This is a genomic window from Rhizobium sp. FG113 (assembly GCF_057809895.1).
The window spans coordinates 19,751-38,621 of record NZ_JBMDKV010000023.1 but is presented as its reverse complement, the minus strand read 5'-3'; the positions used below and the strand labels follow the sequence as shown (position 1 = coordinate 38,621).

General features: G+C 62.3%; 17 protein-coding genes and 1 other RNA gene. 7 read left to right on the top strand and 11 right to left on the bottom strand.

The window, feature by feature from the left end:
- Positions 1-27: 27 nt before the first annotated feature.
- The 4 genes from ilvN to ACODTZ_RS31685 are packed head-to-tail and all read right to left on the bottom strand — an operon-like array spanning position 28 to position 3,176.
- Positions 28-600: an acetolactate synthase small subunit gene (gene ilvN, locus ACODTZ_RS31700; RefSeq protein WP_018900306.1), complete on the bottom strand. Its 573-nt coding sequence runs from the start codon at positions 598-600 to the stop codon at positions 28-30.
- Between the two features lie 26 nt (positions 601-626).
- Positions 627-1,028, bottom strand: a complete 402-nt coding sequence (locus ACODTZ_RS31695; protein WP_489030719.1) for a type II toxin-antitoxin system VapC family toxin — start codon at positions 1,026-1,028, stop codon at positions 627-629.
- The gene (locus ACODTZ_RS31690) at positions 1,009-1,326 is read right to left on the bottom strand and encodes an AbrB/MazE/SpoVT family DNA-binding domain-containing protein (RefSeq protein WP_489030717.1); all 318 of its coding nucleotides are present in this window, start codon (positions 1,324-1,326) and stop codon (positions 1,009-1,011) included. Before ACODTZ_RS31690 ends, ACODTZ_RS31695 begins: the two co-directional genes overlap by 20 nt.
- A gap of 56 nt (positions 1,327-1,382) precedes the next feature.
- Positions 1,383-3,176 (bottom strand): acetolactate synthase 3 large subunit, encoded by a 1,794-nt coding sequence (locus ACODTZ_RS31685; RefSeq protein WP_489030715.1) that lies wholly within the window; start codon positions 3,174-3,176, stop codon positions 1,383-1,385.
- 341 nt (positions 3,177-3,517) lie between these two features.
- Between ACODTZ_RS31685 and ACODTZ_RS31680 the strand changes: the two genes are divergently transcribed.
- Positions 3,518-5,608 carry an ATP-binding protein gene (locus tag ACODTZ_RS31680; protein ID WP_489030713.1) on the top strand — a complete coding sequence of 697 codons (2,091 nt, stop codon included), beginning with the start codon at positions 3,518-3,520 and terminating at the stop codon, positions 5,606-5,608.
- Positions 5,609-5,623: 15 nt separating this feature from the next.
- Here ACODTZ_RS31680 and miaA read toward each other — a convergent pair whose 3' ends face one another.
- Entirely contained in the window at positions 5,624-6,517 is an 894-nt protein-coding gene (gene miaA / locus ACODTZ_RS31675; RefSeq protein WP_489030787.1) for a tRNA (adenosine(37)-N6)-dimethylallyltransferase MiaA, read from the bottom strand.
- Between miaA and serB the strand changes: the two genes are divergently transcribed.
- Positions 6,516-7,406 (top strand): phosphoserine phosphatase SerB, encoded by an 891-nt coding sequence (serB, locus tag ACODTZ_RS31670; RefSeq protein WP_489030711.1) that lies wholly within the window; start codon positions 6,516-6,518, stop codon positions 7,404-7,406. The two genes, miaA and serB, sit on opposite strands and share 2 nt — an antisense overlap.
- Before the next feature lie 63 nt (positions 7,407-7,469).
- Here the strand turns inward: serB and ACODTZ_RS31665 are convergent, their stop codons facing one another.
- The 5 genes from ACODTZ_RS31665 to ACODTZ_RS31645 form a co-directional block, all read right to left on the bottom strand.
- A complete protein-coding gene (locus tag ACODTZ_RS31665; protein WP_489030709.1) occupies positions 7,470-9,059 on the bottom strand; it encodes a DegQ family serine endoprotease in 1,590 nt (529 codons plus the stop codon).
- 196 nt (positions 9,060-9,255) lie between these two features.
- On the bottom strand, positions 9,256-10,200 hold the full coding sequence (hflC, locus tag ACODTZ_RS31660; protein WP_489030707.1) for a protease modulator HflC: 945 nt from the start codon (positions 10,198-10,200) through the stop codon (positions 9,256-9,258).
- Between the two features lie 3 nt (positions 10,201-10,203).
- Positions 10,204-11,298, bottom strand: a complete 1,095-nt coding sequence (hflK, locus tag ACODTZ_RS31655; RefSeq protein WP_047505628.1) for an FtsH protease activity modulator HflK — start codon at positions 11,296-11,298, stop codon at positions 10,204-10,206.
- A gap of 154 nt (positions 11,299-11,452) precedes the next feature.
- A complete protein-coding gene (locus ACODTZ_RS31650; protein ID WP_489030704.1) occupies positions 11,453-11,965 on the bottom strand; it encodes a dihydrofolate reductase in 513 nt (170 codons plus the stop codon).
- A gap of 12 nt (positions 11,966-11,977) precedes the next feature.
- Positions 11,978-12,772, bottom strand: a complete 795-nt coding sequence (locus ACODTZ_RS31645) for a thymidylate synthase (RefSeq protein WP_489030702.1) — start codon at positions 12,770-12,772, stop codon at positions 11,978-11,980.
- A gap of 116 nt (positions 12,773-12,888) precedes the next feature.
- Between ACODTZ_RS31645 and ssrA the strand changes: the two genes are divergently transcribed.
- From ssrA to ACODTZ_RS31620, 5 genes are all read left to right on the top strand, one after another.
- Positions 12,889-13,258, top strand: a transfer-messenger RNA (tmRNA) gene (gene ssrA / locus ACODTZ_RS31640).
- A gap of 127 nt (positions 13,259-13,385) precedes the next feature.
- Positions 13,386-13,904: an SspB family protein gene (locus ACODTZ_RS31635; protein WP_489030700.1), complete on the top strand. Its 519-nt coding sequence runs from the start codon at positions 13,386-13,388 to the stop codon at positions 13,902-13,904.
- Between the two features lie 63 nt (positions 13,905-13,967).
- The gene (locus ACODTZ_RS31630) at positions 13,968-14,162 is read left to right on the top strand and encodes a DUF4169 family protein (RefSeq protein WP_489030698.1); all 195 of its coding nucleotides are present in this window, start codon (positions 13,968-13,970) and stop codon (positions 14,160-14,162) included.
- Between the two features lie 79 nt (positions 14,163-14,241).
- A complete protein-coding gene (locus ACODTZ_RS31625) occupies positions 14,242-14,511 on the top strand; it encodes a ribbon-helix-helix domain-containing protein (RefSeq protein WP_489030696.1) in 270 nt (89 codons plus the stop codon).
- Positions 14,495-15,001 (top strand): GrpB family protein, encoded by a 507-nt coding sequence (locus ACODTZ_RS31620; RefSeq protein WP_489030694.1) that lies wholly within the window; start codon positions 14,495-14,497, stop codon positions 14,999-15,001. The genes ACODTZ_RS31625 and ACODTZ_RS31620 overlap by 17 nt, the downstream gene beginning before the upstream one ends.
- Before the next feature lie 42 nt (positions 15,002-15,043).
- Here ACODTZ_RS31620 and ACODTZ_RS31615 read toward each other — a convergent pair whose 3' ends face one another.
- On the bottom strand, positions 15,044-18,796 hold the full coding sequence (locus ACODTZ_RS31615; protein ID WP_489030785.1) for an AsmA family protein: 3,753 nt from the start codon (positions 18,794-18,796) through the stop codon (positions 15,044-15,046).
- Positions 18,797-18,871: the final 75 nt, after the last annotated feature.

The following is an 18,871-nucleotide window of genomic DNA, read 5'->3' as shown; positions in this document are numbered from 1 at the left end:
CTGTTCAACGGACTTTGGTGTCAGGACTCACATGCCCTGCGGACCACGGTTCATCGCCGCGATCCCGGTGCGGCAGACCTCGATCAGGCCGAGCGGCTTCACGATCGCCACGAACTGGTCGATCTTCGAGGACTTGCCGGTCAGTTCGAGAATGAAATGCTCGACGGTCGCATCGACGACCTTGGCATGGAAGGCATCGGCCAGGCGCAGCGTCTCGGCGCGCGTCTCGCCATCGCCGGCCACCTTGATCAGCGCCACTTCACGCTCGATCGGCCGTTCCTGCCCAAGCTCGCGGGCCCGAACCGTGAGATCGACAACGCGATGCACTGGAATGATGCGCTCGAGCTGCGCCTTGATCTGCTCCAGCACCTGCGGCGTCCCGCGCGTCACGATGGTGATGCGCGACAGATGCGCTTGGTGCTCGGTCTCCGACACCGTCAGGCTCTCGATGTTGTAGCCGCGGCCGGAAAACAGGCCGATGACACGGGCAAGAACGCCCGGCTCGTTATCGACGAGAACCGAAAGCGTGTGGTTCTCGATGGCCGCCGTTTCCGGCGAAATGAAGTAGGCGGAGCCCGTCGGCTGTAGGTGTGCGTTCATGTCTTGGTCCGTTTCCTCAGATTATGTCAGGACGCCAGCTCGACGCTGACGGAATTCATGTGTTTTTGAGCAAGCTTGACGAGACCCTTGTCGAAGGTGAGGAAGGTCTCGCCCGCCGCCGTGAGGCTGACGTGCAGGGCGTCGGCGAAATCCATGCCGGCTTCGAAACCGTCAAGGGCTTTCAGGATCTGCTCTCGTTCGACAACAATAATGGCGTCGGTACCGAGAACTTGCCGAAGCAGCGCAACAATCTGACTGCGATCCAGCTTCAACCTGCTCCTCAGAACCCATTCGGTTTCAAGCAAAACAGTCGGCAGTACGACCAAGCGAAACGTCGTCGTCAGTCGAGCTGCCTGTGCCCATTGAGCGCTGTCGTCCCGAGCCAGCAGACGGACAAGGATATTGGTGTCAATCGTCCTTGTCTTCATTCCACTGGCGCTCCAACCGCTCCCAATCCGCAATTGCCAGTTCGTCGATCGCCTTTCGTATCGCCTCCGGAGAAAGGTCGACAGGCGGCCCGCCGTATTTCGGAAGACTGTCCAGGAATTCCTGGGCCGTCATCACCTTAGGGAAGACATCCTGTCGCTCCGCCTCCACCGGCTGCAACACCACCCCGCGCCCGCCATCGACGATCTCGAGCTCGGCACCCGGCTTCCAGCCATGCGCATCACGAACCGCCTGCGGCAGTGGTACGCTTCCGTTCTCCGAAATCCTCACTCTGGCCATGGCACCTGCTCCTCAAGGAAGGGACGCGATCAATCTAGCGCGTCCCCTCGCTTCGATCAAACCAGCGCACGCCCCTTGGCGTCGATGGCGTTGGCGACGGCCTCGTCGGTGGCTTCATCCGGCAAAAGCATCTCGTTATGTGCCTTGCCCGACGGGATCATCGGGAAGCAATTGGCGAGATTGGCGACGCGGCAATCGAAGATGACGGGCTTCTTGACGTCGATCATCTCCTGGATGGTCGCGTCGAGATCAGCAGGCTTTTCGCAGCGCAGGCCGACGGCGCCATAGGCTTCCGCCAGCTTGACGAAATCGGGCATCGCCTCGGTGTAGGAGTTCGACAGGCGGTTGCCGTGCAACAGCTGCTGCCACTGGCGAACCATGCCCATGTACTGGTTGTTCATGATGAAGATCTTGATCGGCGCTTCATACTGGATCGCAGCCGACATCTCCTGGATGCACATCTGGATCGACGCATCGCCGGCGATGTCGATAACGAGGCTCTCCGGATGCGCGATCTGCACGCCGAGTGCGGCCGGCAAGCCGTAACCCATCGTTCCGAGACCACCCGAGGTCATCCAGCGGTTCGGCTTCTCGAAGCCGTAGAACTGCGCCGCCCACATCTGATGCTGACCGACTTCCGTCGTGATGAAGGTGTCGCGATCCTTGGTCAGCGCATAGAGGCGCTCCAGCGCATATTGCGGCATGATCACGTCGTTGCTGTGCGTGTAGGCAAACGAGTTGCGCGCGCGCCAACGGGTGATATCGGCCCACCAATCCGCGATCTGGCTCTTCTCCGGCTTCTTCGGCAGAGCACGCCACAGGCGAACCATGTCTTCAAGAATATTGCCGACGTCGCCGCGGATCGGAACATCGACGCGCACATTCTTGTTGATCGACGACGGGTCGATGTCGATGTGGATCTTCTTCGAGTTCGGCGAGAACGCATTGAGACGGCCGGTGATACGGTCGTCGAAGCGGGCGCCGATGCAGACCATGACGTCGCAGTCATGCATCGCCATGTTCGCCTCGTAGGAGCCGTGCATGCCCAGCATCTTCAGCCAGTTCTTGCCGGATGCCGGATAGGCGCCGAGACCCATCAGCGTCGAGGTGATCGGGAAATCGGTGAGCTCGATCAGCTCGCGCAGCAGCTTGGAAGCCTCGGGCCCGGAGTTGATGACGCCGCCGCCGGAATAGATGATCGGACGACGCGCCTTCGACATCAGCTCGATCGCAGCCTGGATCTGGTTCAGATCGCCCTGAACCTTCGGCTGGTAGCTCTTCTGGATCGCGTGGGCGGCCGGCGGCGTGTAGGTGCCGGTGGCGAACTGTACGTCCTTCGGAATGTCGACGAGAACCGGCCCCGGACGGCCCGACTGCGCGATGCGGAAGGCTTCATGGATGATCGCCGCCAGATCGTTGACGTCCTTGACCAGCCAGTTGTGCTTGGTGCAGGGGCGCGTGATGCCGACGGTATCGGCTTCCTGAAAGGCGTCGGAGCCGATCAGCGAGGTCGGAACCTGGCCGGAGAGGCAGACGAGCGGGATCGAATCCATCAGCGCGTCCTGCAGCGGTGTGACGGCGTTCGTGGCGCCGGGACCTGACGTGACGAGCATGACGCCGACCTTGCCGGTGGAGCGGGCATAGCCTTCGGCCGCGTGGCCGGCGCCCTGCTCGTGGCGAACGAGGATGTGCTTGATGTCGTCCTGCTGGAAGATTTCGTCATAGATCGGAAGCACGGCGCCGCCGGGATAGCCGAACAGGTGTTCGACACCATTGTCCTTGAGCGCGCGGATAACGATTTCCGCGCCTGTCATCCGATTTTCGTCCGTCTGCTTGTCCGTGCCCGTCATGTTTTTGTTCCATTTTGACTGCTGGGATTTGAAGGTCTTGGCGGCGAGCCTGAATTTCAGGCATAAAAAAAGGCCCCTTGGGGAGCCTGTTATCTAGCGCATGGGTGGCTATCGCCGGATGGTTACACCATCCTGCCCATGCGCTGTCCCACCACAATAAGAATTGCTGCTATCTTCATGGCCGGAAGTGATAGACAGAAAATTTCGCAGCGTCAACGCTTAAAGCAATAAAAAGCCAAGCATGCAGTGTCGGTAATAAACATGGCCGCAGAAGCCCTTGCGGCAAAGGGTTTATTAAACGTTCGCTTATATCCTGCCCTGCAATCTCAGGGAGTAGCCCTTTGCAGAACAACGACTTGCAGACGTCAGGCAGCGCGGGCGAGCATGACCGCCGCGATGTGCTAGCGCCGGGAAACCGTTTCCTCGGCCGCGTTGTCGCGTGCAGCGGGTCCCGCGCCACCATCGCAGCCGTCGCCGAAGCAGGCGGCACAGACCTCACCGAACTCTGGTCCGTCGGCCGCCTGATCTCGATCACCGTCGGTCGCAACCGTGTCGTGGCGCTCGTCTATTCCATGAACACCGGCACGCATGCCTGGGGCGAAGGCGAGGACAACTATTTCAAGATTGAGACCGAGCTGCTCGGCGAAGTCCGCGTCGACGAGGACGGCACCGAGCAATTCTCGACCGGCATCTCGCGCTACCCCTATCTCGGCGCCGTCGCGCACCGCATCCGCTCAGCCGACCTGATGCGCATCTATGACGCGGGCACGGGAACCACCGCCGTCATCGGCAAGCTAACCCAGGACGAAAGCATCGATGCATCGATCCACGTCCCCTCCATGCTGTCGAAACACTTCGCCATCGTCGGCTCCACCGGCGTCGGCAAGTCGACCGCCGTATCGCTGCTGCTCCACAAGGCGATCGAGGCCGACCCCAAGCTGCGCGTCCTGATCCTCGACCCGCACAATGAATTCGCCGCCGCCTTCCCCAAGCATTCCGTCGTCGTCGACACCGATACGCTCGACCTGCCCTTCTGGCTGATGCGCCTGGAAGAATTCGCCGAAGTCGTGTTCCGCGGCCGCACGCCGGTGCCGGAAGAGCTCGACATGCTGCGCGACATCCTGCCGGAAGCCAAGCGCGCCTTCCGCGGCAGCGACAATTCGCTGGTTCGCCGCACCACCGAGAAGAGCTCGATCACCGCCGACACGCCGGTTCCTTATCGCATGGCCGACCTGCTGGCGCTGATCGACGAGCGCATCGGCCGCCTGGAAGGGCGCGGCGAAAAGCCGTTCCTGCGCTCGCTGAAGATGCGCATCATCGCGGCGATCAACGACCCGCGCTACCACTTCATGTTCTCCAACAACACGATCTCAGATACGATCATGGAGACCGTGGCCGAAATCTTCCGCGTGCCCGGCGACAACAAGCCGATCTGCACCTTCCAGCTCTCGGGCATCCCCTCCGAGGTCGTGAATTCCGTGGCCTCGGTGCTGTGCCGCATGGCATTCGAAATCGCGCTGTGGAGCGATGGCGCCATCCACATGCTCGTCGTCTGCGAAGAAGCGCACCGCTACATTCCGTCTGACCCCACGCTCGGCTTCTTCCCGACACGCCAGGCGATTGCCCGCATCGCCAAGGAAGGCCGCAAATACGGCGTCTCGCTCGGCATCATCACGCAGCGCCCAGGCGAACTCGACCAGACCATCCTGTCGCAGTGCTCGACGCTGTTTGCCATGCGCCTTGCCAACGACCGCGACCAGGAAATCATCCGCTCAGCCATCCCGAATTCCTCGATCTCGACGACAAGCTTCATCTCCTCGATCGGCAACGGCGAAGCGATTGCCTTCGGCGAGGCGATCAGCGTGCCGATGCGCATGCGCTTCTCGCGCGTCAGCGAAGACCTGCTGCCGAAGGCCAATGGCGCCACACCGAAATTCACCGAGGAAGATCCAGATAACGTCGACCTGCGCAAGATCGTCACCCGCATGCGCGCAGTGAGCGGCCCCGACATCTCGGCCTTCCAGCAAAGCGTCAAGAACGCGAGCCTCGACCTCGGGGAAGAGGAAGACGCGGACTACAATCAGGTCTTCGCGGCCGACGTCTATCCGCCGATCATCCCGGCGCCGATCCCGGTCACCCCGCCGCTCGCCCCGATCGAACCCTACCGCCGCGACATGCTGCCGTCAGCCCCAGCATCGCGCGAACCGGCAGCACCGCCGAGATCATCGCGCGAATCCTTCGGCGTCGCCGCCGACACATCGATCGACAGCCGCTTGGAAGCGCTGCGACGCGAAATGCGCGGCGAACAAAATCCGCCCCCTCGTCCCGCCGACCCACAAGCGCAGCCGACAAGCATTCGTCGCGAACCCGGCGTATCGCTGCGCGAAAGCATCCTGAAGAAGCCGCTGAGCAGCCTTTACGACAAGGATTGAGTAGGCGGGACCGAGTTAGCTCCGCCGCTCCCACTTCTCATCCATCTGGTTCCGAAACCACGTCATCTGCCGCTTGGCATATTGCCGCGTCGCTGCAGCACCCTTTTCGAGCACATCCTCGCGCGACATCGCACCATCAAGCATGGCAGCGATCTGCGAAACACCGATAGCCTTCATGACCGGCATCTCCGGTGCCGGCGACAACGCCAGAAGCGCCCTCACCTCGTCGGCGGCACCCTCAGCCAGCATAAGCTCGAAACGCCGGTTGATGCGGTCGTGCAGCACCGCGCGCTCCGGCAGCACCACGATCTTTCGCGCCCTGTCCGGATCGATGACGACAGGGCCGGACCGCCCCTGCAGCTCGGCGATCGATCGTCCCGTCACCTCCAGCACCTCAAGCGCTCGGACGATCCGCTGGCCATCCTGCGGATTGAGCACCGCCGCCACATCGGCATCGCGCGCCGCGAGCTCCGCATGAAGCACCGCGCCGCCTTCCTCGATCAGCCGCGCCCTGAGCCGCGTGCGGACTTCCTCGGGGATCGCGGGCATGTCGGAGAGACCACCGGTCAGCGCCTTGAAATAGAGCCCCGTCCCGCCGACGAAGACAGGCAGACGACCATCCGCCCGAAGTTGCGGCAGCAGCGCCGTCACATCGCGCAGCCAGGCGCCGGTCGAATAGGCGGTCGCGGCGGGCACGTGGCCGTAGAGATAATGCGGCACGCCCTGCATATCCTCGTCCGAGGGACGCGCCGTCAGCACCCGCAGCGTGTCGTAGACCTGCATGCTATCGGCATTGATCACGACGCCATCGTGACGTTTCGCAAGCTCAACGGCCAGCGCGGACTTGCCGCTGGCCGTCGGCCCGGTTATCAGGATCGCATCCATTGCGTTCAGAAGGTTTTCCATCATGGCTCTCGTTGCCACGCTTGTTGCCAATCCGTCAAATCCTGTTCTGACAGCCGCCATCGCCGAGAAGGCCGCCGACGCCGCCAAGGCATCCGGTCTCTACTGGCTGGCCGACGGCGTAGCCTGCGATATCGCGCTGCGCGACGGCACCGATGCGACAGCCGCGCACGCCGCGATAACGGCAGTCATCGCCGGCGCCCCAATCGATCTCGTCATCCAGGATCAGGACACCCGCCGCAAGAAGCTTTTGATCGCCGACATGGATTCGACCATGATCGGCCAGGAATGCATCGACGAACTGGCGGCCGAAGTCGGCCTCAAGGACAAGGTGGCTACGATCACCGCCCGCGCCATGAACGGCGAGATCGCTTTCGAGCCCGCCCTCCGCGAGCGCGTGGCGCTTTTGAAGGGCCTGCCGATCTCGGTCGTCGATGAGGTGATCGCCAAGCGCATCACGTTGACGCCAGGCGGCATGGAACTGATCGCGACGATGAAGGCGAAGGGCTATTACACGGCGCTGGTCTCCGGCGGCTTCACCGTCTTCACCAGCCGCATCGCAGCCACCCTCGGCTTCGACGAAAACCGCGCCAACATACTGCTCGAGGAAAACGGCCACCTCACCGGCTTCGTCGCCGAGCCGATCCTCGGCAAGCAGGCGAAGGTCGATGCGCTCGAGGATATCTCGAAGAAACTCGGCATCTCCCCTGAAGAGGCCATGGCCGTCGGCGACGGCGCCAACGATCTCGGCATGCTGCACCTCGCCGGCGCCGGCGTCGCCCTCCACGCCAAACCCGCCGTCGCGGCCGAAGCAAAAATTCAGATCAACCACGCCGACCTCAGTGCCCTTCTCTACATCCAGGGCTACCGCAAGACGGATTTCGTGACGGTATAAAACAGAAACCGGACCACTGGGGTCCGGCTTTCAGATATCCATGGATTGACTGACCGCCCCACCCTACTCCATCGGCACGGCGACAAACCGCAGGTCGCCATTCGCCGAGGCGATCATCATCTGCGCGTTGCGGCGGCCTTCCTGCTTCAGCGACTGAACCTTGGCGACGACGGTCTCCGGCGAGCGCATGAATTCCTGCGCCACTTCGACGATTACGTCGCCGGCCTTCAGGCCCTTTTCGGCCGCAAGCGAGCCCGGCTTGACCTCGGAGACGAGCACGCCGTCGACGCTCTCCGCAATCCCGAAGCTCTTGCGATTGTCAGCATTGAGCGCCGATAGCGACAGGCCGAGCACGTTCTTTGCATCACCGACATCGGGCGCCGGCTGCGCTGGCTTGCCCTTGCCGTCGGGCATAGGCTGGGCCTGATCGCTGTCGGGCTCATCCATGTCCTGGTTTTCCTGCGGATCCGGGTTGATCACGCCGCCGTTGCTGTCAGAGCTGTCCGCAGCCGCCTGATCGCTGTCTTCGAGCCGGCCGAGCGTGACCTTCACGGTCTGCTCCTTGCCATCGCGCAGCACCACGACATCGACTGCCTTGCCCACGGGGCTTTCAGCCACCACGCGCGGCAGGTCGCGCATCTCGTTGACGGCCTTGCCGTCGAATTTCAGGATGACGTCGCCGGCCTTGATCGAGCCGTCGTCGACAGGGCCGCCCTTGATGACACCCGCGACCAGAGCGCCTCTCGCGCTGGAGAGGCCGAGGCTGTCAGCCACGTCGTCGGTGACGGGCTGGATGCGAACGCCGAGCCAGCCGCGACGCGTCTCGCCGAAGTCGCGCAGCTGCTGCACGACGCCGGCCGCGAGTTCCGAAGGCACCGAGAAGCCGATGCCGATCGAGCCGCCGCTCGGCGAGATGATCGCCGTGTTGATCCCGATAACCTCACCCTTCATGTTGAAGAGCGGGCCGCCGGAATTGCCCTTGTTGATCGCAGCGTCCGTCTGGATGAAGTTGTCGTAGGGGCCGGCGTTGATGTTGCGTCCGCGTCCCGAGATGATGCCGACGGTGACCGAACCGCCGAAGCCGAACGGGTTGCCGATCGCCATCACCCAATCGCCGATGCGCATGCCGCTGGAATCGCCGAACTTGACTGACTTCAGCGGCGCCTTCGGCTCGACCTTCAGGACAGAGAGGTCGGTCTTGGTGTCGGTACCGATCAGCTTCGCCTTGAGCTTGCTGCCGTCGGCGAAATTGACCTCGATATCGTCGGCGCCTTCGATCACGTGGTTGTTGGTGACGATGAAGCCCTGCGGATCGATGACGAAGCCGGAGCCGAGCGAGCTGACATTGTGGTTGCCGCCGGGCCGCCCCTTCTGCTTGTTGAAGAAGTCGTTGAAGAACTCCTGAAACGGCGAACCATCGGGCGCGCGCGGTGCGGGGCCGGCACCCTCGTCGTCCTTGACGTTCTGCGATGTCGAGATGTTCACGACCGCGTCGAGCAGTCCTTCGGCGAGATCGGCAACCGACGCCGGGCCGTTGGTCGGCGGCGTGGCCTGTGCATGAACAACCCCGGCAAAGCCGACATTAGCCAGCATTGCTGCCCCGGCCAGAAGCGCGAGCGATCGTCTGAAGGTCGGGCGGATCGTGGGGGCCATCAAGCATCCTCATGTGTGTCAAAAACGCACTCTGATCATGAGCATAAGGCGTAATGATGGAGGGTGAAATCACCTTTTCGCGAAATCCCGTGCAATCTGCGTGGGGTGTTCGTGAACTCAGGGAACCGCGGCAAAATCCCCATAAAATAAAGGGGCCGGCAAGATGCCGGCCCCGATAGAATTCAGATGATCGCGATCAGTTCGCCGGTGCTGCCGGAACCGGAGGCAGGCTTGGTGCTGCCGCCGGAACCTGGCCGGGCTGGCCGGTCGCGCTGTTGAAGTAGCGGAAGAAATCCGTGTCCGGCGAAAGCACCAGCGTCGTGTCCTGCGAGGACATGGCCGTGGTGTAGGCCGCCATCGAGCGGTAGAACTCGAAGAACGCGGGATTCTTGTTGAACGCGTCGGCAAACAGCCTGCTGCGTTCCGCTTCGCCTTCACCGCGCAGGATTTCGGAATCACGCTGCGCCTCGGCGGTGATTTCGACAACCTGTCTGTCGGCGATGGCGCGACGGCGCTGACCTTCTTCGCCACCCTGCGCACGCAGGAGTTCGGCTTCGGCAAGACGCTCGGCACGCATGCGGTCATAGGTCTTCGGCGCGACTTCGCGCGTCAGATCCGTACGGCGAATGCGCACGTCCTGGATGTTGAGGCCAAGCGCCTCGGCATCCTTGTGCAGGTCGTCGCGCACCTCGAGCATCATCGCCACGCGCTCTTCGGAAAGAGCGGCATCGAAATCACGCAGACCGTAGACGCGGCGCAGCGACGAATCGAGCTGCGTGCGAAGACGTGCCTCGGCGGATTCGCGGTCACCCGATACCGTTTCGCGGAAACGGCGAACGTCGCGGATGTCGTAGATCACGAAGGCATCGACATCGAATGTCGCGCCGCCGCGAACCTGCACGCGGATGTTGTCGAGGTCGAAGCGAAGCGCCTGCTTCTCGACGATCTGGACGCGATCGGCATCCATGAAGGTGAACGGCAGCTTGAAGTAGATGCCGGGCTCGGTCTTCACCGACTGGATCTGACCGAAGCGAACGACGATCGCCTGCTCGCGCGCGTTGACCACGAAGATCGACGAGTAGAGCACCATGAGAACCACGGCGAAGACGACGAGAAAGATGGGAAGTTTATTCGACGTCATGGATCAACCTCCCTGCTGCGCCGGTTTGCCGATTTCGTTGAGCGGCAGATAGGGCACGACCCCCTGCTTCTCATCGATGATGACCTTCTTGGAGTTCTTCAGCACCTGTTCCATGGTTTCCAGGAACAAACGCTTGCGGGTCACTTCGGGAGCCTTCGTGTATTCGTCGTTGACGGAACTGAAGCGCTGCGCCTCACCTTCCGCTTCCTTCACGACGCGATCCTTGTATGCGGCAGCCGCTTCGCGGATCTGCGCCGCGTCACCGCGGGCCTGACCGAGCTTCTGGTTGGCATACTGGTTCGCCTCTTCGACGAGACGCTGCTTGTCCTGGTCGGCACGCTGCACTTCTTCGAAGGCATCGGCGACTTCACGCGGCGGCGCGACGTCCTGGATGGTGATCGCATTGATCGAGATACCGCTCTTGTAGCGATCCATGGTGCCCTGCACGATGGCGGCCACTTCGGTTTCGATCGGCTGACGATTGTCGCGGAACGCGTCCTGGGCAGGACGACGGCCGACGACTTCGCGCATGGCGCTTTCGGCCACCTGCTGCAGCGTCTCTGCCGGGTTCTCGACGTTGAAGAGATAGGCCTTCGGGTCCGTCACGGTGAAGAACACCGAGAACTGGACGTTGAGGATGTTCTGGTCACCCGACAGCATCAGGCCGTTCGACGACGACGACGACGTCGCGCCGATATTCTGCTGCTGAACCGTGACCTTGACGATTTCGACCGTTTCCATCGGCCACAGGTGGAAATGCAGGCCCGGTGCGGCCACTTCCTGCTTCGGATTACCGAAACGCAGCTCCACGCCACGCTCGTCCGGCTGGACGATGTAAATGCACTGGAAAAGCCAGAAAGCCACGATGACAGCCGCGACGATCAAGAGAACGCCGGTGTTGAACCCGCCGGGCACGACGCCGCGCAGCCGGTCCTGACCACGACGGATCATGTCTTCCAGATCGGGAGGTCCGCCCTTTCCGCCGCCACCACCGCCGCGTGGACGGTTCGGCCCCTGCCCCCATGGTCCCTGATTATTTCCTCCACCGCCGCCGCCGCCCCAAGGGCCGCCGCCGCCATTCTGATTGCTCCAGGGCATCAAAACCTCGTTGTTCGTTACACTCTGCGATCGCTTAACCCACGGGGGCGACGGATATTCGCGCTCGAAACCGTTATAGGTATCGCTGCATCGGCTTTCAACGCAGCATGAGGAACTTGGCAATGTTTATTGGAAAATAGTTTCTTTTCGCCGCTTAGCGCCTGTCATAAACGACGTAGCGGGTCGGATAGGTATCCTTCTCGCCCTCGGGCACGCTAAGGGTCTCGCCGGCACGCCAGATGGCGGGATCGATCGCGGGAAACGACGTATCGCCATCCACATCGGTCTCCACATGCGTCACGCACAGACGATCGGCGATATCGATCGCCTGGGCGTAGATCTGCCCGCCGCCGATAATGCAGATCTCGTCCGCACCGGTTTCCACCGCCAGCCTCTCGGCCACCGTCACCGCCTCGTCGAGCGAGCCGACGGTTCTGACATCAGGATGGTCGATGACCGTCGAACGCGAGATCACCACATTCGGCCGTCCCGGCAGCGGGCGACCGATCGAATCATAAGTCTTGCGGCCCATGATCACGGGTTTGCCTGTTGTCAGCGCCTTGAACCGCTTGAGATCGGTCGAGAGCCGCCACGGCATGTCGCCGTCACGGCCGATGATGCCGTTGCGCGCAGCGGCAACCACGATCGTCTTGCGGATATCGGACATGAGACCCCTTAATCAGACCGCGATCGGCGCCTTGATGCTCGCATCGGCCTCGTAGCCGACCAGCTCGAAATCCTCGAACTTGAAGCCGAAGATATCCTTCACCTCGGAATTGATGCGCATGAACGGCATCGGCTTCGGCTTGCGCGTCAGCTGCAGCTTCGCCTGCTCGAAGTGGTTATGATAGATGTGCGTATCGCCGAGCGTATGCACGAAATCGCCAAGCTTCAGACCGGTCACCTGCGCGATCATCATCGTCAGCAGCGCATACGAAGCAATGTTAAACGGCACGCCCAAAAACACGTCCGCCGAGCGCTGATAAAGCTGGCACGACAGCTTTCCGTCGGCGACATAGAACTGGAACAGGCAGTGGCACGGCGGCAGCGCCATGTTGTCGACTTCGGCGGGGTTCCAGGCGGAAACGATGTGGCGGCGCGAATTCGGGTTCTTGATCAGGCCGGACACCAGATTGGCGATCTGGTCGATATGTCCGCCATCGGGCGCCGGCCAGGAGCGCCACTGCGCGCCATAGACAGGGCCGAGATCGCCCTTCTCGTCGGCCCATTCGTCCCAGATCGAGACACCATGCTCCTTGAGATAGGCGATGTTGGTATCGCCCTTCAGGAACCACAGGAGCTCATGGATGATCGAGCGCAGGTGCAGCTTCTTGGTCGTGAGGACGGGAAACCCCTCCTGCAGATCGAAGCGCATCTGGTAGCCGAACACCGAACGCGTGCCGGTCCCGGTCCGGTCGCCGCGGTCGGTTCCGGTTTCCATCACGTGGTTCAAGAGATCGAGATATTGCTTCATCGCCCGCCGCCGATTCCATTTTTCCCATATTTAAGCCCATCGACCGGCAAAACCAATCACGCCCCCGTGTTTTTCCCGGTGATTCCTTGAAAGACCACGATGCTTTTGTGACGATGGCTCTTCCCATGCGCTCAGGAAAACACTATATCACGCTTGCCAGTCTTCGGATTGGCTATGGCGATAAATGAGCGGTGTAATAAGCCTATTGGACCCGGGGGCGGTACCCGGCGCCTCCACCAAAAACCGGCGGCCTTACAAAGAGATGGCCGGCTTTTGATGGGGGCGAAACAGGATCGACAAGGGTGTAAAGATCGTCTTTTTGCTCGGCATTGTACCGCCGTTATCGGGCTAAAATTGTAGTTGCAAACGACAACTATGCGGAAGCTCGTCTCGCTGCTTAATCGCGGTGTGACACTTCAAATTAAGTCCTGAAGGTTCGCACCTTAAGGCGGGGTCCGAAGGCACCTGGCAACAGAAGCCTTCACCTTCTCCCCCAAGCTCAAATCATGTATGATTTGCGAAAGCATGACTCGGCTGCGGGCTTTTCCAAGCCGCTTGAGCATGGCATATAGGCTTGGAACAGACGTACGGACGAAAGAAAGACAGGGAAAGCATGGGGCAGGATCATATCCGGTACGACATTCTGGCACAGGACGCGCTTCGCGGCGTCATCCGCAAGGTATTGTCGGAAGTTGCGGCAACCGGCCGCCTGCCGGGCGAGCATCACTTTTTCATCACCTTTCTGACCGGCGCTCCCGGCGTTCGCATCTCGCAGGCCCTGAAGTCCAAGTATCCCGAGCAGATGACCATCGTCATCCAGCACCAGTTCTGGGAAATGAAGGTCACCGAATCGAGCTTCGAGATCGGCCTCTCCTTCTCCGACGTTCCGGAAAAGCTCTTCATCCCCTTCAACGCCATCCGCGGCTTCTACGATCCGTCGGTCAATTTCGAACTCGAATTCGACGTGCCGCTCGCCGATAGCGACGAACTGCCGGAAGCCGAGATCACCGCCTACCCGGTCGCCCCTGAAAAGGCGGAAAAGACCGAAGACGCGGCGGCCAAGCCTGCCGACGGCGACGTGAAAAAAGCCGGATCGGTCGTCTCTCTCGACGCCTTCCGCAAGAAGCAGTAAGAACCAAAGGGAAGCAATCGCTTCCCTTTTTCATATCGCCTGTTTTTATATTGTAGGTGTCCCGTGAGCGCCGAAATCGTCAATCTCCGCCAGTTCAAGAAGAAGCAGGCCCGCTCCGACAAGGAGAGGCAGGCCGAGCAGAACCGGATTTCCTTCGGCCGCACCAAGCAGGAAAAGCAGCTCACCAAGGCTTTGAACGACAAGGCCGAGCGCGCGCACGACCAGGGCCGCATCGACAAGAACGACGACGCCGAATGACCGCGCGCGACCGCGAAAAAGACTCAGCGATCAAGCCTTTGCGCGCGTTTGCGGAATCATTTTCCGAACAATCCGCGCAATGATCCGCAAGCACTCCATCACGCTCCATGGCCACCGCACCAGCCTGTCGCTGGAAGACGAGTTCTGGACCGAACTCACCGCCATCGCCACCGCCCGCGCCATCCCGCTCGCCGGCCTGATTTCCGAGATCGACGACAACCGGGACGCCGACAGCAACCTCTCCTCGGCGCTGCGTCTGCACGTGCTCGACTGGCTGAAATCCGGGAAAGCCACATCACAGGGTAACCAGCCCGACAACGGGGAAGCGGCGGATGCCGGAGCGCGTTGAGATCGTCCCCTATGACGCGGCATGGCCGGCGCACTTCCGCGAACTCGCCGCCGCCCTGAAAACCCTGCTGGGCGGTCGCGTGCTCGATATCCACCACATCGGCAGCACCTCGATCCCGGGCATCGCCGCTAAGCCGCTGATCGATATCGATGTGATAATGCCGACAGCAGCCGACGTCATCGACGCCTGCCCGCTGATGGAAGCCGCCGGCTACGAGCCGCGCGGCAATCGCTACGACGCCGACATCTTCGCCTTCATGAAGCGCACCGCCGCACCCAGGCAGAGGGTATATCTATGCCCCGAAGGCCACGACACACACCACCGGCGCATGCAGTTTCGCGATTATCTGAGAACCCACCCGCAAGCCGCCGCCGACTATCAGGCGCTGAAGCTCAAGCTGGCTGAAGCCTTCGAATATGACGGCGACGGCTACACCGCCGCCAAGGCCGCCTTCGTCAACGATATCGTCGCCCGCGCCAGCAAGCGCTGAGACGTCGCCCACAGCAGAGCGCCGGCGCTGTCAGGCAAAACGCTATTGCGGAACCTGCACGCCCGGCGACCCCGGCACGGTGTTGAAGTTCAACGAGTTCTGCGGCGGTGTAATCAGTTGCTCCTGCGCCCGGCGCGCCGCCTCGGCCGCAGCCTTGGCATCCGCTTCCGCCTTGGCCTTGGCGGCGGCGTCCGCCTGCGCCTTGGCTTCAGCTTCGGCCTTGGCCGCTGCTGCCGCCTGGTCGCGCTCGGCCTGCTGGGTCGCGAGCAGCCTCAACCGCTCCTCCTCCGCCTTGCGCTGCGCCTCGATGGCGGCGGCCTTCTCGCGCTCCTGATCATTGAACTTGGCGAGCGACACTTCGCGGCGCAGACGCTGCTGTTCGAGAACGTTCGACTGCAGCTTCTCGACCCGCCGGCGTTCGCGCTCGAAGGCGCGCAACGACAGGTACCCGGTGATATCGGTGACATCCATCACCCGGCCCGGCGACCCGAGAACACCGGAGAAATCGAGCCGGATCGACGGGTCGGCGCCGGTCAGCGCCTCGCCCATCGGATTGAGGTTGATGTCGAGCGACGCGTTGATACGCTCCTGCGGCAGGTCGATCTGCGCATTGCCCGTCAGCGTCGCCTGGTCGGTGGCGACAGTCACGTTCTGGACCCTCAACACACCGTCCGTCACGTTGAACGGCACCGCCGTCGCCGGTAGCTTCGCCTCGCCATTGTTGAGCAGCGTCTCGACGATCGGATGCACCTTGCCGGCGTTCAGCTGGTCCTGCATCGGGTCGGTCGCCGACAGAAGCGGCGCCAGCATGCCGAGATTGAGACCGCGCACGCTGGTATCGCCGAGCTTCATCTCGCCGGAGCCGTTGAGCGAGCTTGCAATATCCTTCATCGACTTGCCCGATGCTTCCATCGACAGCGCCAGCCCGAACTTGCCGCTGGCGACAGGCGAACCGCCGTCCCGCTGCCACACGACACCGCCGAGATCGGCATCGGCAAGCGCAAGCTTGGTCTGCAGGAAGCCGGTTCCATCAGCATTGGTGAACTTCACATTGGCATCAACAGTGCCGCCGTCCCAGTTGCCCTTCATGTCGTTGAGCTGCAGCTCGTCACCCTTGTAGGCGACGTTGGAGGTGAAGTCGGTGATCGGGTTCGACCAGCCGAGCCAGAACTGCTTGGCGTTAAGCTTCAGGTTGACATCCATGTCCTTGAACACGGGAATGCCGAGCGGCGCCGCAAGCAGATTGCCGTTCGCGGGATCGGTCATCGGCCCATAGACCGCCTCGCCAAGCCAGGTGGCATCGGCCTTCGTCAGGGCGAGTTCGCCCGAAGCCGTCGTCCGCTCGGCCTTGCGATCCAGCGTCATGGCGCCGGTGAATTCGTTGTCCGCCGCATGGCCGGCAATGTTGCCGAAGGCCACCTTGTCGCCATCGATCGCCGCCGTCGTCGTCAGCTTGAACGGCAGCCCGGTGCCCATCTGCGGCACACCGATGCCGTTCATGACGAGATAAGGGTCGAGATCGGCGCTCTCCAGCGACAGCGCCAGCTGCCCGTTCATGAAGCTCTGCGGCCGGATATCGACCTTGCCGGCGGCGGTAAACGAGGTGCGGTCCGTGGCGAATGTCAGGTTGGCATCGGCGGGATCGGTCCCCTCCGCCTGCACCTTCAGCGTCATGCGGCCGTTCGCATCCGCATCGACAGGCAACGGATCGAGCCCCGCCTGCCCGAACAGCACCGAGGTCACATTGTTCTCGAGCGTCGCCTCGAGGCTCGTCGTTCCCTTGCCGGTCAGCGCCAGAAGGTCGGACATGCGGTAATCGAGATTCACGCGGCTGCCATTGGCGACACCGGCCAGCGTCACCGAGAGCCCGTTATCCTGATCGCTACCGAGCGTCACCGCCCCACGCAGCGCCGTGTTCGTGTACCAGGCGGCGTTGCGCACCAACCGGTCCATGACGGGGTGCTGCGGCAATTTCTGCTTCAGCATCGTGAAGAACGGACCGGGATCGGCCGCCTTGAAGGTGATTTCGCCGGAACCCTTGTAGTCGAGCAGCGAGCCCTCGGCGCGGCCGGTCGCCGTGAACTCGGCGCCCGCCAGGTTCTTCACCGAAAGCTTGTCCACGCCGAGCGCGCCGTCGGCGATCGTGAAGCTCGTCTCGACATCGCCCGCTTCGACGCCGAAGGCGGTGAACTTGTCGGCCTTCAGCTGCGCCTTGATCTTGTGGTCGAGAACATTGTTACCCGCATCCTGCCCGGTAAACAGGCCCGTCAGCGCTCGGAGCGCATCGAGATCGAGCGCATCGCCGGCAAGCGCGACATCGAGCGTCGGCGCCTGGTTCGGCATCGCCTGGCGGTCGAGCCTGCCCTTCAGCGTCGCCGGGCCGACCGCGATCTCGAGATCATCGAACGTCTGCCGCTCATGCGTGAGGTTCACATTCGCCGAAAAACCGGCCTGCTGCAGCGACCGAATGGCCGGATCGACATCACCCGAGAGCCACGAGGCAAGCCCCGTCGGCTGCTTGGAGGCGACGGTGATCGCACCCTTGAAGGATGGCTGCCCCTGCAGCGTCAGCTGACCGTTACCCTCGACGAGGGTGCGCCCCGGCAGCGTGCCGAAGGCATGGTCGATCGTCCAGCCACTGCCGGCCGGTTCCAGATCGAGCTGCACGTCGCGAATGGTGGTATCCCCCGCCACGATCGCCGGTAGCCTGACACTCGCCTTGCCGGGTACCTGCGGCACCGGGATCTGCGAGACGATCTGGATCAGCGCATTCAACCGCTGCTTGGCGGAAAGGCTCGGATCGCGCGAGGTCTTGCCGCCGGAGCCCTGGTTGCCGATGCGATTGACGTCGATCTGCTGGCCATCGGCGGTGAGCAGGAACTGCGGCTTCACGCCGGTATCGAGCGTCGCCTCGCCGGTCACCACATAGGGGTCTTCCACCGCGCCGATCTCGAGACGGTATTCGGGAATGCGAATGCTCTCGTTGGTGAGCTCGAACTTGCCCTTCAGCCGCGGCGGCTGGCTCTTGTCGGTGCCCTTGGCCTGGTTCGTGCCCGTGCGCTCGATCTGCGCCGACATCGTGCCCTGGTAATTGGGCTTGCGGTCCACAAGCTTCAGCTCGCCATCGAGATCGACCGACACAGGATGCTTGTCCGGCTGCAGCCGGGTGCGCATCCGGAGAACGCCGTTCTCGTCCAGCTGGTTGCTGGAGATGAGGAAATTGCCGTGCTCGCCGTCGAGCGCCGCGTCACCTTCGATGCGCCACGGCCCGGCCAGCGATTTCGCCGACATCTCGGCGTTGATCCCGGTCACGAGGCGTGTGCGGCCGGATTGATCGTCGATGAACTGAACATCGCCGCCGCTGACATGCACGTTCTCGAGAACCACCGTCTTGGCGGGAATTTCCGGCTGGCTGCCGCGCGTCCAGTCGAGCGTGCCGTCCTTCAAGAGCCGCAGCTTGACCTTGGGGTTGACCACGCGCATGTCGAAGATCAGCGCCTCGCCCGAGAGGAACGGCGCCAGTTCCGCATCCATGGAAAACTGCTCGACCTGCACGATCGGCGAGCCGTCCTGCTCCTGGCCGACGCGCACGTCATGCATCGTCACCGAGGGAAACGGCAAAAGGCGCGCATCGACCGCGCCGTGGACCACGACTTTCTTGCCGATGATGCGGCTGGCCTGATCCTCGAAATTCTGACGGAAGCCGGTCCAATCGATGAACATAGGCGCGAACAGCGCCACGAACAGCGCCACGACAACCACACCACCCAGTACGACGAGAAACCGGCCTACCAAGTCAATCATTCTCCATTCGGGCTACACCGCGGACACAAGGCCAAACTCGATCAGGAAACCCGATCGAGTTTTGAC